This is a genomic window from Micromonospora rosaria (genome assembly GCF_001567585.1).
GTDB classification, from domain to species: Bacteria; Actinomycetota; Actinomycetes; order Mycobacteriales; family Micromonosporaceae; genus Micromonospora; species Micromonospora rosaria.
In genome coordinates, this window is record NZ_LRQV01000084.1 from 18,062 (window position 1) to 32,271 (window position 14,210).

The window sequence follows — 14,210 nt, forward strand, 5'->3', positions numbered from 1 at the left end:
GTTCTCCCGGTCCCTCGGCGGTGGCCGGCGGGTCACCCCTGTGTGCACACCTACGAGCGAGCGGTCGGCGGCGATGGACGGACAGCGGCACGGCGCGGTGCGCGACCCCGGCACGTCCGGCGGCGCCCCACCCGACCCGGACGGCGGCGGGCCGCCCGCCGTCCGGCGCCCGGCCGGTGACCTGACCGGACGGCTGCTCACCGGCGGCGCGGCGCTGCTCTGCGCGGTGGTGGCGGTGCTCGCCGGGGTGGCGATGAGCGGCGGCAACCGGGTCGGCATGGTGCTGCCGCTGGCGCTGGCCGCCGGCCTGATCATCGGCGTGCTCGCGCTCACCCGCTTCGCGGCGTACGTGATGCTGATGCTCGCGGTGCGCTCCTGCGTCGACCTGTTCAAGCTCAGCGGGCCCACCGCCGGGCGGGCCGACGGCGGCGGGGCCGGCCGGATCATGGATCCGTCGACCCTGCTCGCCGTGCTCTTCCTGCTCGCCGCCGGGCTCTGGCTCGCCGCCCAGCTCCGCCGCGACGGCCGGCTGCGCACCTCCCCGCTGGGCGTGGCGATGCTGCTGGTCGGCGCGACCGGCCTGGTCGCCGCCCTGGGCGCGGCCCAGCCGGTGCCCAGCCTGCTGGAGGCGCTGCGGATCGGCACCGTCGTGGTGATGTTCGTGGTCCTGGAGCAGTTGATGCCGGACCTGCCGGCGGTCCGCCGGATCCTGCTCGCGGTGTACGCCTCGCTGGTCCTCGCGCTCGGCTACACCGTGCTGATGTCCCTGCTCGGCAGTCCGCCGGCCGAGGTCAAGGGCGGTTTCACCCGGATCAGCGGCCCGTTCAGCCAGTCCACCACCTTCGGCCGGTACCTGATGTTCATGGTGATCTTCGGGTTCGGCGTGTACCGGTTCCTGGAGCGGCGGCTGCGGGTCGCCCTCGGCGCGCTGCTCGCCCTGTCGCTGGTGTTCCTGCTGCTCACCAACACCCGCAGCGCCATCCTCGGGGCGGCCATCGGGCTGGTCGTGGTCGCGGTGCTGCACCGCAGCAAGCGGATGCTGGTGGCGCTCTGCCTGGTCGGGGTGGTCGGCGCCGCGCTGCTGCCGTCGGTGGCGCAGCGCTTCGGGCAACTCGGCGACGCCACCGCCGTCGGCGGCGGCCCCACCGGCAACACCCTCGCCTGGCGGGTCGGGTACTGGTCGGAGATCGTCACGCTGGCCAACCGCAACCCGGTCACCGGGGTCGGCCCGAACATGACCAAGTTCGAGGCCGACGAGGCGAAGAAGCCGCACAACGACTTCCTGCGCGCGTACGTCGAGACCGGGCTGCTGGGCCTGGGCGCGTACCTGGCGATGATGCTGCTCTGCCTGCACACCGGGCGGACGGCGCTGCGCCGGGCCCCGCCGGGCAGCCTGCAACGGGGTATCGCGATCGGCTTCCTCGGCTGCGCGGTCGCGTTCATCGCGGTCAGCGCGGCCTCGAACGTGATCTCGAACGTGGTCACGTTGTGGTACTTCGCGGCCTTCGCCGCCGCGGCCAGCGCGGTCGCGCGGGGCGCGGCCCGGAGTGGGACACCCACCCGGTCGGTGACGGTCGGGCGGAGCATCGGATGATCTACCAGACAGTGGGGAGCGCAAGGGTGGAGATCGTCGACTATCTGCGGGTCGCGCGGCGTCGACTCTGGATCCTGCTGGGGGTCCCGCTGGTCGCGGCGGCAGCGGCGGCGCTCGTCGTCCTGCTCGGCCCCGCGCGGTACGCGGCGACCTCGTACGTGGCGGCCCCGGCGCTGGTCGGGGGAGCCGCCGCCCAGCAGTACACCGGCACCCAGGCGGCTGCCCAGTTCGCGGCGGCCTTCGCCGCCGCCGTGACCTCCCCGCAGGTCGTCGACCAGGTCTCCGCCGACACCGGGGTACGCGCCGCCGACCTGCGCGCCGGGCTCAAGGTCACGCAGGTCGGCGCCAGCAGCCAGCTCACCGTGACGTACACCGCGACCGACCGGTCCACGGTCGCCCCGGTGCTGACCGCCACCGGGCAGCGCGCCCTGGCCTTCCTCTTCGCCAGCCAGGTGGGCATCGCCGAGAGCGAGGTGACGGCCGCCACCGACGAGCTGACCACCGCCACCAAGGCGATCGACGAGTGGGAGAAGACCAACAAGGTCCGCCAGCCGGACCGGCTGTACCAGGCGACCCTCCAGGAGATCGCCACCATGCGGCAGCAGCGGCTGCAGATGCAGGCGGTCGGCAACGGGCGGGGCGCCGCCGAGGCCGAGGAGGCGATCGCCGAGGGGCAGAAGCGCCTCGACGGGCTCGGCCCGAAGCTGCCCGAGTACCAGGCCCTGCTCGCCCAGCGGGACACCGCCAGCGGCGCCCTCGCCAACGCCCGGCAGGGCCTGCAACAGGCTCGGGCGCAGTCCCAGGCCGCCGACCCGGCCCAGGTGACCAGCGTCGGCGCGGTGGAGCCGGTCGACCGGACCCGGGCCCTGGTCAACCTGGCGCTGCCGGTGGCCGGCGCGGGTCTGCTGCTGGCCGTGCTGCTGGTCGCCGTGGTGGAGCAGCTCTCCCGCAACCGGGCGGTGGCCGCCGGGCGCGGCGGGGCCACCGGGCGGGCCACCCCCGTCCCGGCGCAGGTCGCCAGCCGGCCGGCGCGGGGCGGCAGCAGCGACGACACCGTCGTGCTGCCGGCGCTGACCGACCGGAACAACCGGCACCGGTAGGCCCACGGCGTGACAGACGATCCGAACCGGTCGGGGCCGACGTCCCGGCCGGCCCCGACCGACGGCACCGGCGACCCGGGCAGCGGCGACCGGCACGTGCGGGGCATGGCCCGCGGTGGCGGCCTCAACCTGGTCGGCGCCCTGCTCAGCCAGGCCGCCGTCTTCCTGATCATGCTGCTGGTGGCCCGGCTGCTCGGCGTCCGGGAGGTCGGCCGGTACGCCCAGTGCTACGCGGTGCTGTCGCTGTTCGGGCTGCTGTCGCTCTCCGGCTTCCGGGCCGGGCTGACCCGCTTCGTGGCGGTGCACCTGGCCGACGACGACGCGCCCGCCCTGCGCGGCACCATCCGGCTGGGGCTGGGCGTCTCGGTCGCCTCCTCGGTGGCGCTCGCCGCCGGGCTGGCCGCCGCCGCCCCGTGGCTCGCCGCGCAACTGCACGACCCGGGCCTGGCCACCGGGCTGCGCCTGGTGGCCCTGACGCTGCCCGCCACGACGATCACCGAGGCGGCCCTGGCGGCCACCCGGGGCTGGCGCACCCAGCGCCCGTTCACCTACATCGGCCAGCTCTACGAGCCCGGTACCCGGCTGCTGCTCACCACCCTGGCCCTGGTCACCGGCGCCGGCCTGACCGGCGCGTTCTGGGCGCTGGTGGTGGCCGGCTGGTCGGCGGCGCTGCTCGCCCTGGTCGCGCTGGCCCGGCTGCTGCGCCGGGTCGCGCCGGCCCGGCCGGTGTACCGCCCCCGACAGCTGTTCGGCTTCTCCACGGTGAGCTGGGCGTCGTCGCTGTCGTCGACCGGCCTGATCTGGGTCGACACCCTGCTGCTCGGCTTCTTCGCCAACCCCGAGATCGGCGTCTACAACGTCGCCACCCGGCTGGTCACCGTCGCCATCTTCGTGCTCGCCCCGATCAACGCCTCGTTCGGGCCGTACATCGCCTACCTGTACCACCAGGGGGCGATGGCCGACGTCCGCCGGGTCTACACGGTGGCGACCGGCTGGGTGGTCCGACTGTCGCTGCCCGCCTTCGTCGCGCTGCTGGTCATCCCCGGCGACCTGCTGCGGGTCTTCGACGGCCAGATCGCCACCGGGGCGGCGGTGACCGTGGTGCTCGCCCTCGGCCAGATGGTCAACGCGGCCACCGGCCCGTGCGGCACCGTGCTGAACATGTCCGGCCGGGTGGCGCTGAACATGGCCGACAACGTGGCCGCCCTGGTCATCAACGTGCTGCTGAACCTCTGGCTGATCCCGGCCTACGGCATCGTCGGCTCGGCGGTGGCCTGGAGCGTCTCCCTGGTCGTGGTGAACGTCGCCCGGGTCCTGCAGGTCCGGCACCTGATCGGCGCCCTGCCGTTCAGCGCCGGCATGCTCAAGGGGGTGGCCGCCGCCGGCGCGGCGGCCCTCGCCGGGCTGCTGGTCCGCGACCTGGTGCCGGGCTGGCCGTGGCGGCTGGCGGTCGGGCTCACCGTGATCGCGGCGGTCTACCTGGCGGTGGTGCTGGCGCTGGGGCTCAGCAAGGAGGACGTGATGGTGCTGCGCACGCTGCGCCGCCGCCGGGGTCGCGGCGGCCCGCCGGCCGGCGGAGCCGGGTCGTTGCCGGCCCGTGGCTCCCCGACGGCGGACGGCGCCGACCCGGCCCCGGCCGGCGGCGCCCCGACGGCCACGGGGGTGCCGCGATGAGCGTGGACCGGCGCCGGGGCGGGGTGGACCGGCTGCGCCGGGTGGTCCGGGGCACCCGCGCCTGGGCCCGCGCGGCGTGGCCCGGCCCGACCGGGGCGCTGCCCGACTTCCTGATCATCGGGGGGCAGCGCTGCGGCACCACCTCGCTGCACGCCTACCTCGCCGCCCACCCGGACGTGCGCCCCGCGACCGGCAAGGAACTCCAGTTCTTCAGCGTGCACCACGGCCGGGGCGAGCGGTGGTACCGGGCGCACTTCCCGCCCCCCGCCGCCGGGCGGCTGACCTTCGAGGCGAGCCCGTACTACCTGTTCCACCCGAGCGTGCCGGCCCGGGTCGCCGCGCTGCTGCCGCAGGCGCGGTTCGTGGCGCTGCTGCGTGACCCGGTGGAGCGGGCGTACTCGCACTACCTGCACAGCCGCTCGTACGGGCAGGAGCCGCTGGGGTTCGCCGAGGCGCTCGCCGCCGAACCGCAGCGGCTGGCCGAGGCGCTGCGCGACGGGCCGGACACCCCGGCCGCCCACCACGCGCTGCGCACCTACTCCTACGCGGCCCGGGGCCGGTACGCCGAACAGCTCGACCGCTGGTACGCCCACCTGCCCGCCGACCGGCTGCACGTGGTGCGCAGCGAGGACCTGTACGCCGACCCGGCCGGCGAGTACGCCACCATCCTGCGCTTCCTCGGCCTGACGCCGTTCGCCCCGGACACCTTCGCCCGGCACACCCGCCGCGCCGACCGGGGCCCCACCGGGCTCACCGACGAGGTACGGGCGCGGCTGCGGGCCGAGTTCGCCCCGCACAACGCCCGCCTCGCCGACCTGCTCGACTGGCCGCGTACCTGGTAGCGCCACCGCCCGCCCGTTCACGGCGGCGGGTGGCCGGTGGTGGGTGGCGGGCCCTTTCGAGCTGCCCCCACGGACGGGGCGCTGGCGAGGTCGTGGGCCGGGCGTGCCGGGGAGGTGTCCGGGCGGGGGCGGGGCGGGCACGCGGGTGGTCCCGTGCCCGGGGCAGCTCGACAGGACGGCCAACAGACCCCACGGTCGGCTCCCCGCGTCCGATCAGCGCCGTCAGCCGTCAACGACACCCCGGTGCGGCGCCGGCGGCTAGCGGATGGTGGCGAGGATGCTGGCCGGGTCACCGGTGCCGCGGAGCAGCACCGGCGAGGAGCCGACGCTCACCGCGCCGGACCTCGCCGCCGAGGCGGTGCCGAGCTTGTCGTTGGTCAGGCCGGGGGCGGCCGGCACCGACACCGTGGCGTCGGACGACGACCAGACCACCAGGGTGCTCTCCGTCCCGCGCCGGAACGCGACCCCGACCAGCCCCTTGTCGGCCACCGGCTCGACGGTGGCGTCCCGCGCCGCGACCGCCAACTCGGCCATCATCGTGCCGGCCAGCCGTTCCGTGCCGTCCGGGTCGAGCAGGCCGTAGCGCACCTCGGAGCCGGCCCGGTTGTTCGGGTTGTAGCCCAGCGGCAGCCAGAGCACCTGGTCGATGCCGCCGGCCACCAGTTGGCTGACCGTCTTGACCATCTCGTCGCTGCGGGAGGCGGCGTCCCCGTCGCCGTCGCGCCAGAACTGGCCGACCTCCCACGCCTGCGTCGGCACCCCGGCCGGGTTCTGCGCGCGCAGGTAGTCCAGCAGCACCGGCACCGCCGCGAAGTGCTCGTAGTAGTGCAGTTGCCGCACGTCGACGACCCGCTCGTCGAGCAGTTGCTCGGTCGCGGCGAGGAACTGGAGGTTACGGGAGTTCTGGTCGTTGGCCAGCGCGGTCCGCAGCCCGGCCCCGTCGGTCACCGCCGGGATCTTCTGCCCCCGGGTACCGATCCGGCGCACGAAGTACGCCTGGTAGGCGGCCACCGCCCCGGCCTCGTCCCCGGCCGTGAGCAGCCGGTCGGCGACGCCCATCCCGTACGCCACGCTGCTGATGCCGGAGTCGACGACCTTCGCCTGCGGGTCGGCCGCCCGGATCGCCTCGGCGGCCGAGGCGACCAGCCGCTTGTAGTCCTCGGGGGTGCCCGCCCAGTACTGCGGCGCGTTGACCTCGTTCTCGATGGCGAACTGGCGCACCCCGTACGGCGCGTACCGCTTCACGATGTCGGTGACGAAGGCCTGGTACGTCGCCATGTCCAGCGGCATCGCCGACTCGGTCTTGTTGGCCTGCCCCCGGGTGAACTGCGGCGTGCCGCCGGTGGCCCAGCACACCCCCGTACGGATCTTGATGTGCAGGGTGATGCCGAGGTCCCGGCTGCGCTGCGCGATCCGGTCCAGCGCCGCGTAGTCGCGGTTGCCCTGGGTCGGCTCCATCGCGCACCAGGTGATCTCCTGGTAGGTCGCCGAGCCGGAGATCTTCGCCAGGTACGGCTTGAACTGCTCGTAGCGGGACCAGTCCCAGTGCGCGCCGAACGGGTTCGGCACGCTCGGCGGGCCGGCCGGGCCGGGCCCCGCCGACGGGCCGGTGGTCGGGCCGGAGGCGTCCGGCGTGGCGGAGGTCGGCGCCGGGTCGGGCGTCGGCTCAGGGTCGCTGGAGCAGGCCGTGGCGGTCAGCGCCACGACGAGGGCGCCGACCAGCAGCCGGGCCGCCCGCGACCCGGGCCGGGGCCTCACCGGTACCCCAGTTCGCGCAGCATCCGGCCGGAGAAGACCCGGGCCAGCACCCGCAGGAACGGGTCCAGCTCCCGCCGGTACGTGCCGACCCGCGACTCGTAGATCGAGGCGTCGGTGCCGGCGGCGGCCCGCCGCCGGTCCGCCTCCACGGTGTACTTGCCGGCCACGTCGTGCGGCTTGTCGCCGTAGTCGAGGGCGCCGGGCTCCCACGGCTCGCCGAGGAACTCGAACAGGGTACGCATGGTCTTCTCCGGTTCCCGGACGGTGTCCTCGTAACGCAGTTCCAGGTACCGGTCGGCGGGCAGCCGGGCACCCGAGGCGCGGGCGGTCCGGATGTACCGGGGCCACTTCACCACGCACTTCACCGCCGACCAGTAGCCGAACCGCTTGCGGTGCGACACGACCACGTCCCGGCCGTCCCGGATGACGTGCACGAACTGCGCGTCGGGGAAGACCTCGGCGAGGAAGTCGATGGAGAGCGCGTACAACGGGGTCTTGTCCGCCCAGCGGGTCTTGCCCCGGGACCGGGCGTAGTCGGCGTGCACGCCGCCGAAGAAGTCGGCGATCCGGCGCAGCCAGTCCTCCCGGGGCAGGCCGAACCGGGCCAGCCGCTCCCAGTCCCGGCCGACGATGCGCTGCATGTCGGTGAGGAACCGGGTCTCCGGGCCGCAACTGATCCGCGAGTGCGAGTCGAGCACCAGGCGCAGCATCGTGGTGCCGGAGCGCTGGCAGCCGACCAGGAAGATCGGCCCGTCGCGGCGGACCGGCGCGGCCGGCGTGTCCGGGGTCGGGTCCTCAGTCATGCTCCACCGCCCCCTGCCGCACGGGTCGTCCTCCGGTCGTCGTGTCGAGTCGGGCCAGCGCGTCCAGCCGGTCGGTCAGGTCGGCGCAGAGCGCCCGGACCCGCCCGTCGATCGGCAGCGGGTCCCGGCGCGGGGTACGGGCCTCGACGTGCGCGTGCAACGCCGGATCGTACGGCAGGTCGAGGAAGGCGCAGAGCCGTCGGGTGTACCCGGCCGGCTCCGCCACCAGCGCGTCGTACGAGCAGAGCAGCACGTCGGCCCGGTCGGCCAGGCCGAGGCGGAGCACCAGCGAGTTGCGCAGGTACCAGAACAGCGCGGCGGCGGTGTGCGGGGTCATCCGGTCGTAGTCGAAGGAGGCGACCAGCTCGCGGGCCGCCCCGTCCAACCGTTGCCCCTGCCACCGGTCGCCGATCGTGCCCTCGGCGACGGCCCGCAACGCCCGCAGGTTCGCGTCGCCGAACTTCGCCACCTCGGAGCGGGCCCGGTCGTCCACGTCCCGGTACGCCCACAGCGCCCGCCCGGGGGCCAGCCCCGGCAGGGCCAGCAACTCGTCCACCCGGTGGCTCTGGCACAGCGGCTTGACCAGCACGTACCGGTGCCGGCTGCGGCGCAGCACGGCGGTGACGACGGCGTCGGGGCGCAACTGGAACCGGTGGAACACCTGCCGGTCGTTCTCGTTGCGCACCTCGACCGAGGGCAGCGCGTCCAGCCCCCGGGTCAGCATGTTCGTGCCGGACCGTTGCAGGCCGACCAGCCAGACCGGCACGGCCGCGCCGGGCGGCACCGGGTTGGCCCGCCGCCACCGCCGCTTGGCCAGCGCGGTGCCGATCCGCTCGACCGGGTCGAGCCGGTCCTCCTCGACCAGCCGCCGGATCCCCTCGGTACGGGCCCACCGCAGGTGCCGCACCACCCGTCGGGCGGTGTAGGCGAGAGCCGACGGCTCGTCGGGGTCGGCCACCGGAACCTCCTCGGCCGCGACTGTCTGGGGCGCAGCACACGCTACCGGGCGACCATCCTGCCTGGCCACGTGGCCGTGCGGCCACCTGAAGATCAGCCGTGTGGTCAGTTGGCGGCCCTGATCTGGACTCATCCGTCCGGTTTGCATAGCGTGGGCCCCTGGTCGGCCCCGCTGACCACCCGACCCGTCCGACCACCCCGGCACCCGCCACCGATCCTCCCCGGCACCCACCCCAGAACGGGCCTGCCCGCAGGCCGTCTTCGGAGCAGGCTCATGCGTGTCCTCCATGTCAACAAGTTCCTCTACCGACGCGGCGGCGCCGAGGGTTACCTGCTCGACGTCGCCGAGCTGCAACGGGGCGACGGGGACGAGGTCGCGTACTTCGGCATGGACCACCCCGAGAACGACACCCCGACGCCGTACACCCGGCACTTCCCACCGCTGGTGGAGCTGGAGCCGGCGCCGCGCGGGCTGCGCCCGCGCACCTCGGCGGCGGCGCGGATGGTCTGGTCGCCGGCCAGCCGGCGCGGCCTGGCCCGGGTGATCGAGGACTTCCGCCCCGACGTGGTGCACCTGCACAACATCTACCACCAGCTCTCCCCGTCGGTGCTGGCCGCGACCCGGGTGGCCCGGGTACCGGCGGTGATGACCCTGCACGACTACAAGCTGGCCTGCCCCAGCTACCAGATGCTCGACCGGGGGCGGGTCTGCGACGCCTGCGTGACCGGCGGACCGCTGCGGGCGGCCCGCCGCCGCTGCAAGGACGGCTCGCTGGGCGCCAGCTCGCTGCTCGCCGTGGAGTCCTGGCTGCACCGGCTGACCCGGGCGTACGGCCCGGTGCAGGCGTTCGTCAGCCCCAGCCGGTTCCTCGCCCAGGTGATGACCCGGGCCGGTGTCTTCCCGGACCGGATGCACGTCGTCCCGCACTTCGTCGACGTGGCGGCCACGGCGGTGAAGCAGACCCCGGGCGGCGGTGTCGTCTTCGCCGGCCGGCTCTCCCCGGAGAAGGGCGTCGACGTGCTGATCGAGGCGGTCGCGCAGCTAAGCGCCGAGGTGGTGCTCGACGTGGCCGGCGACGGCCCGGCCCGCGCCGACCTCACCGAGCTGGCCCGGCGGCGGGCCCCCGGCCGGGTCCGCTTCCACGGCCGGCTGGACAAGGCCCGCCTGCAGGACCTGGTCCGCTCGGCGGCGGTGGCGGCGGTGCCGTCGCGGTGGAACGAGAACCAGCCGATGGCGGTGCTGGAGGCGTTCGCCTGCGGCGTGCCGGTGGTCGCCACCGACCTCGGCGGGCTGCCCGAGCTGGTCACCCCCGGTGTCGACGGGGAGGTGGTCGCCGCCGACGACCCGGCCGCGCTCGCCGCCGGGCTGCGCCGGGTGCTGGCCGACCCGCAGCGGGCGTACCGGCTAGGCCGGGCCGGGCGGGACCGGATCGAGCGGGACTTCAGCCCGCAGGCCCACCTGTCCCGGCTGCGCGAGGTGTACGCCAACGCCGGCCGCCGGATCGGGGCGCCCGCGTGACGCCACCCGTGCGGGTGCTCTACCTGGCCGGCAGCGGTCGCAGCGGCAGTACCCTGGTCACCAACGTCCTCGGCCAGTACGACGGCGTCCTCGCCGCCGGTGAGCTGCGGTACCTGTGGCAGCGCGGCGAGGTGGACAACCGCCCCTGCGGCTGCGGCCAGCCGTTCCGGGACTGCCCGCTGTGGCGCGAGGTGCGCCGGGAGGTGCCGGTGGAGCGGGCCGGCGCGATCGCCGCCCGGCTGCGCGGCCGGCTGCGGATGCGTGAGGTGCCCGAGCTGCTGCGCCGGGTCCGTGCCGGCCGCCGTCCGGTGGACCCGCACCCCGACGACGCGGTGCTGACCGACCTGTACGCCGCGGTGGCCCGGCACGCCGGGGCCCGGGTGGTGGTCGACTCGTCGAAGCTGCCGCCGTACGGCGCCCTGCTCGGCGCCCTGCCCGGCATCGACCTGCGGGTGCTGCACGTGGTCCGGGACCCCCGGGCCACCGCCTTCTCCTGGCGTCGCCGCCGGGGCCTGGACGGCGCGGCCGACCAGCGGCTGATGAGCCGGCCACCGGTGTGGAAGGCGGCGCTGCTCTGGTCGGTGTGGAACGCCGTCACCGCCCGGATCTGGGCCGGTGACGGCGGGCGCTACCTGCGGGTGCGGTACGAGGACCTGACCGCCGACCCGGCCGGGACAATGGCCCGGATCGCCGCGTTCGCCGGGATCGAGCCCGGGGCCGGGCCGTTCACCGACCCGGCCACGGTCCGGCTGGCCCCCACCCACTCGGTGGCGGGCAACCCGTCGCGGCACCGGACCGGCCTGGTGCCGATCCGGGTCGACGACCAGTGGCGGCAGGGCCTGTCCCGGTGGTCGTACGCGGTGGTGACCGCGCTGACCGTGCCGGGCCTGCGCCGTTTCGGCTACCCGGTGCGCCGGGGGGCCCAGAGCACGGACGTCGGGTCGCGAAGTGCCCCGGTCGGCGCGTCGACCGGGGACGAGGAGGGCTGAGAGAGATGTTGTCGCTGGTGGTGGGGACAGGGCGGTGCGGCTCGACCCTGGTGCAGGAGCTGCTCTCCCGGCACCCCGGGGTCGGGTTCGTCTCCGGGGTCGACGACAAGCTGTCCCGGCTCAACCTCACCGGTCGGTTCAACGGCCCGCTCTACCGGCGCTCCGCGCCCCGCCCGTCCGGGATGACCTCCCTCGCGCACGCCCGCCGGCTGCTGGAGAAGGGACGGCTGCGGGTCGCCCCGTCCGAGGCGTACCGGTTGCTGGACCGGCACGTGGTGGCCGGGTTCTCCCGCCCCTGCCGGGACCTCACCGCCGACGACCTCACCCCGTTCGTGGCCCGGCGGCTGCGGGCCTTCTTCGACAGCCGGCTGGAGCGGCAGCGCTGCCGGATGCTGCTGCACCACGTCACCGGCTGGCCGCGTACCGGGTTCCTCCGGGCCGCGTACCCGGACCTGCGGGTGGTCAACGTGGTGCGCGACGGCCGGGCGGTGACCAACTCGTGGCTCCAGATGGGCTGGTGGGACGGGTGGCAGGGGCCGGAGAACTGGTTCCTCGGGCCGCTGCCCACCGACCTGCGGCAGGAGTGGGAGGAGTACGACCGCTCGTTCCCGGTGCTCGCCGCGCTCGGCTGGAAGCTGCTGATGAACCGCTTCGTCGAGGCCCGTGCCGCGCACCCGGAGCAGCAGTGGCTGGACGTGCGCTACGAGGACCTGGTGGCCGACCCGCGCGGGGAGGTCGCCCGGATGCTCGACTTCCTCGGGCTGGAGTGGAGCCCGGCGTTCGAACGCGGCTTCGGGCGGTACCGCTTCGAGAGCGGCCGGCGGGCCGCGTACCACGACGAGCTGAGCCCCGGCCAGCTCGCCGCCGTCGAGCGGGTCCTCGACAAGCCGCTGCGGGAGTGGGGTTACCGGGGCTGACCTGCGCACCGGCCGGGTGCGCGAAGGAGGTGACGGGGTCGAAGCCGGCCGGTGAATTTTCCTACAGGTGCAGATGGCGCAGGGGGACCCCGGCTCGTAGCCTCACCAGCCTGAGAACCCCCACAAGGAGACACTGCATGGCTGGAATGAGAAGGCCCTGGCGCAGGGGACTCGCGGTCCTCTCCGTGACGGCCCTCGCCGTCCTCGGCGTTTCGCCCCAGGCGGTGGCGGCGGACGAGCCGCCGACGATCGTCGTCACCGACGGCGTCACGCAACCGGTGTTCGGCTACGGCGACGCCATCCGGGAGCGCCTCTTCGTCGAATCCACCTTCGACAGCGACAAGGACGGCCTGCGCGACATCATCGCGTTCGACGTCATGCGGCCGAAGGCGACGCAGGACGGGCTCAAGGTCCCGGTCGTGATGGACGCCAGCCCGTACTACACCACGCTGTGCCGGGGCAACGACTCCGAGTGCAAGGTCGACGTCGACGGCGACGGGCTGCTCGACAAGTGGCCGCTGTGGTACGACAACTACTTCGTCCCGCGCGGTTACGCGGTGATCCTGCTGGACATGGTCGGCACCGGCTTCTCCACCGGCTGCCCCACCACGAACGCCAAGGAAGACAACATCTCCGCCAAGCAGGCGATCAACTGGCTGAACGGCCGGGCCACCGCCCGCAACGCCGCCGGTGAGATCGTCAAGGCGGACTGGCACAACGGCAAGACCGGCATGATCGGCAAGTCGTACGACGGCTCGCTGGCCATGGCCACCGCGGTGACCGGGGTGAAGGGCCTGACCACGATCGTGCCGATCGGCGGCCCCACCGAGTACTACGACTACGTGCGCAGCAACGGCGTGGTCACCCGGGGCAACAGCTACGTCTCCTACCTGGCGAACGTGGTCACCAACCCGGAGCGGCGGGCGCACTGCGCGCCGGTGCGCGACGCCATCGGCGCGGCCGACGGCGACGAGCACGGTGACTACACCTCCTTCTGGAACGAGCGCAGCTACGTCAAGAAGGTCCCGAACCAGACCGCCAGCGTGCTGCTCTACCACGGCATCAACGACGACAACGTCCGTGCCGACCACATGAGCAAGTACTGGTACGCCCTCGCGGAGAACGACGTCCCGCGCAAGCTGTGGATCTCCCAGGAGGGGCACGTCGACCCGTTCGACTCCCGCCGGGAGGTGTGGGTGAACACCCTGCACCGCTGGTTCGACTTCTGGCTCCAGGGCATCTCCAACGGCATCATGGACGAGCCGCGCCTGGACATCGAGCGGGCCGCCGACGTGTGGGAGACCCACGCCGACTGGCCGATCCCGGGCATGGCCCAGACCGAGGTCTTCCTCCAGCCCGGCACCACCGGGGCCGGCGGACTCAAGCTGGTCCCGACCGCCAAGCCGGTGACCTCGGGCTTCCAGGACCACCGGACCCAGTCGCAGACCACGATGATCAACAACCCGGACGTGGTCCAGCCCAACCGGCTGGCCTTCCTGTCCGAGCCGCTGACCGCGCCGCTGCACATCTCCGGTACCCCGACCATGCAGATCCGGGCCTCCGCCGACCAGACCGACACCAACTTCGGGGTCATCCTGGTCGACTACGGCCGCGACGAGCGGGTCGCCCACCGGGCCTCCGGCGAGGGCATCATCACCCTGGACACCAAGGACTGCTGGGGCCTGGGCAACGAGCACGACCCCGGCTGCTACCGGCAGACCGTCAAGCGGGTCGCCACCGCCGACTCGGAGCTGGTGACCAAGGGCATCATGGACGCCCAGAACCGGATCTCGCTGCGCCAGTCGGTGCCGCTGGTGCCGGGTGAGAGCTACAACTTCACCTGGCCGCTGCTGCCCGAGGACTACGTCTTCAAGGCCGGTCACCGCATCGGCGTGATCCTGGTGGCCAGCTACCCGCAGTACTCCAGCCAGGCCGACACCACGCTCGCGAACATCACGGTGAACCTGAAGAGCAGCAAGATCGTCCTGCCCGTGGTCGGGGGCACCGCCGCCGCCCACGCCGCCGGACTCTGATCCGCACCCGCTGACCGGCCGGGC

General features: G+C 74.1%; 11 protein-coding genes. 8 read left to right on the forward strand and 3 right to left on the reverse strand.

Translation table 11 applies throughout. The annotated features are described in order from the left end of the window. Positions 1–73 precede the first annotated feature (73 nt). Genes AWW66_RS20735 through AWW66_RS20750 form a run of 4 tightly spaced genes read left to right on the forward strand, consistent with a single transcriptional unit; the run spans position 74 to position 5,210 of the window. Positions 74–1,594 (forward strand): O-antigen ligase family protein, encoded by a 1,521-nt coding sequence (locus AWW66_RS20735; RefSeq protein WP_067369041.1) that lies wholly within the window; start codon positions 74–76, stop codon positions 1,592–1,594. Beyond that, a complete protein-coding gene (locus AWW66_RS20740) occupies positions 1,591–2,694 on the forward strand; it encodes a Wzz/FepE/Etk N-terminal domain-containing protein (RefSeq protein ID WP_083978672.1) in 1,104 nt (367 codons plus the stop codon). Before AWW66_RS20735 ends, AWW66_RS20740 begins: the two co-directional genes overlap by 4 nt. A 9-nt stretch (positions 2,695–2,703) precedes the next feature. Beyond that, positions 2,704–4,368 (forward strand): flippase, encoded by a 1,665-nt coding sequence (locus AWW66_RS20745; protein WP_067369047.1) that lies wholly within the window; start codon positions 2,704–2,706, stop codon positions 4,366–4,368. After that, positions 4,365–5,210: a sulfotransferase family protein gene (locus tag AWW66_RS20750; protein ID WP_083978673.1), complete on the forward strand. Its 846-nt coding sequence runs from the start codon at positions 4,365–4,367 to the stop codon at positions 5,208–5,210. The genes AWW66_RS20745 and AWW66_RS20750 overlap by 4 nt, the downstream gene beginning before the upstream one ends. Positions 5,211–5,468: 258 nt before the next feature. Here AWW66_RS20750 and AWW66_RS20755 read toward each other — a convergent pair whose 3' ends face one another. The 3 genes from AWW66_RS20755 to AWW66_RS34505 are packed head-to-tail and all read right to left on the reverse strand — an operon-like array spanning position 5,469 to position 8,729. After that, entirely contained in the window at positions 5,469–6,968 is a 1,500-nt protein-coding gene (locus tag AWW66_RS20755) for a hypothetical protein (protein WP_067369050.1), read from the reverse strand. Further along, positions 6,965–7,771 (reverse strand): sulfotransferase family protein, encoded by an 807-nt coding sequence (locus tag AWW66_RS20760; protein WP_067369053.1) that lies wholly within the window; start codon positions 7,769–7,771, stop codon positions 6,965–6,967. The genes AWW66_RS20755 and AWW66_RS20760 overlap by 4 nt, the downstream gene beginning before the upstream one ends. Further along, a complete protein-coding gene (locus tag AWW66_RS34505) occupies positions 7,764–8,729 on the reverse strand; it encodes a sulfotransferase family protein (protein ID WP_067369055.1) in 966 nt (321 codons plus the stop codon). The genes AWW66_RS20760 and AWW66_RS34505 overlap by 8 nt, the downstream gene beginning before the upstream one ends. A 273-nt stretch (positions 8,730–9,002) precedes the next feature. On the opposite strand from AWW66_RS34505, the gene AWW66_RS34510 reads away from it, so the two are divergent. The 4 genes from AWW66_RS34510 (at position 9,003) to AWW66_RS20785 (ending at position 14,186) form a co-directional block, all read left to right on the forward strand. Continuing rightward, positions 9,003–10,247 carry a glycosyltransferase gene (locus AWW66_RS34510; protein ID WP_067369058.1) on the forward strand — a complete coding sequence of 415 codons (1,245 nt, stop codon included), beginning with the start codon at positions 9,003–9,005 and terminating at the stop codon, positions 10,245–10,247. Beyond that, positions 10,244–11,236: a sulfotransferase family protein gene (locus tag AWW66_RS20775; protein ID WP_083978675.1), complete on the forward strand. Its 993-nt coding sequence runs from the start codon at positions 10,244–10,246 to the stop codon at positions 11,234–11,236. Before AWW66_RS34510 ends, AWW66_RS20775 begins: the two co-directional genes overlap by 4 nt. A 5-nt stretch (positions 11,237–11,241) precedes the next feature. Further along, the gene (locus tag AWW66_RS20780; RefSeq protein WP_067369065.1) at positions 11,242–12,153 is read left to right on the forward strand and encodes a sulfotransferase family protein; all 912 of its coding nucleotides are present in this window, start codon (positions 11,242–11,244) and stop codon (positions 12,151–12,153) included. A gap of 137 nt (positions 12,154–12,290) precedes the next feature. Beyond that, on the forward strand, positions 12,291–14,186 hold the full coding sequence (locus AWW66_RS20785; protein ID WP_245648397.1) for a CocE/NonD family hydrolase: 1,896 nt from the start codon (positions 12,291–12,293) through the stop codon (positions 14,184–14,186). Positions 14,187–14,210: the final 24 nt, after the last annotated feature.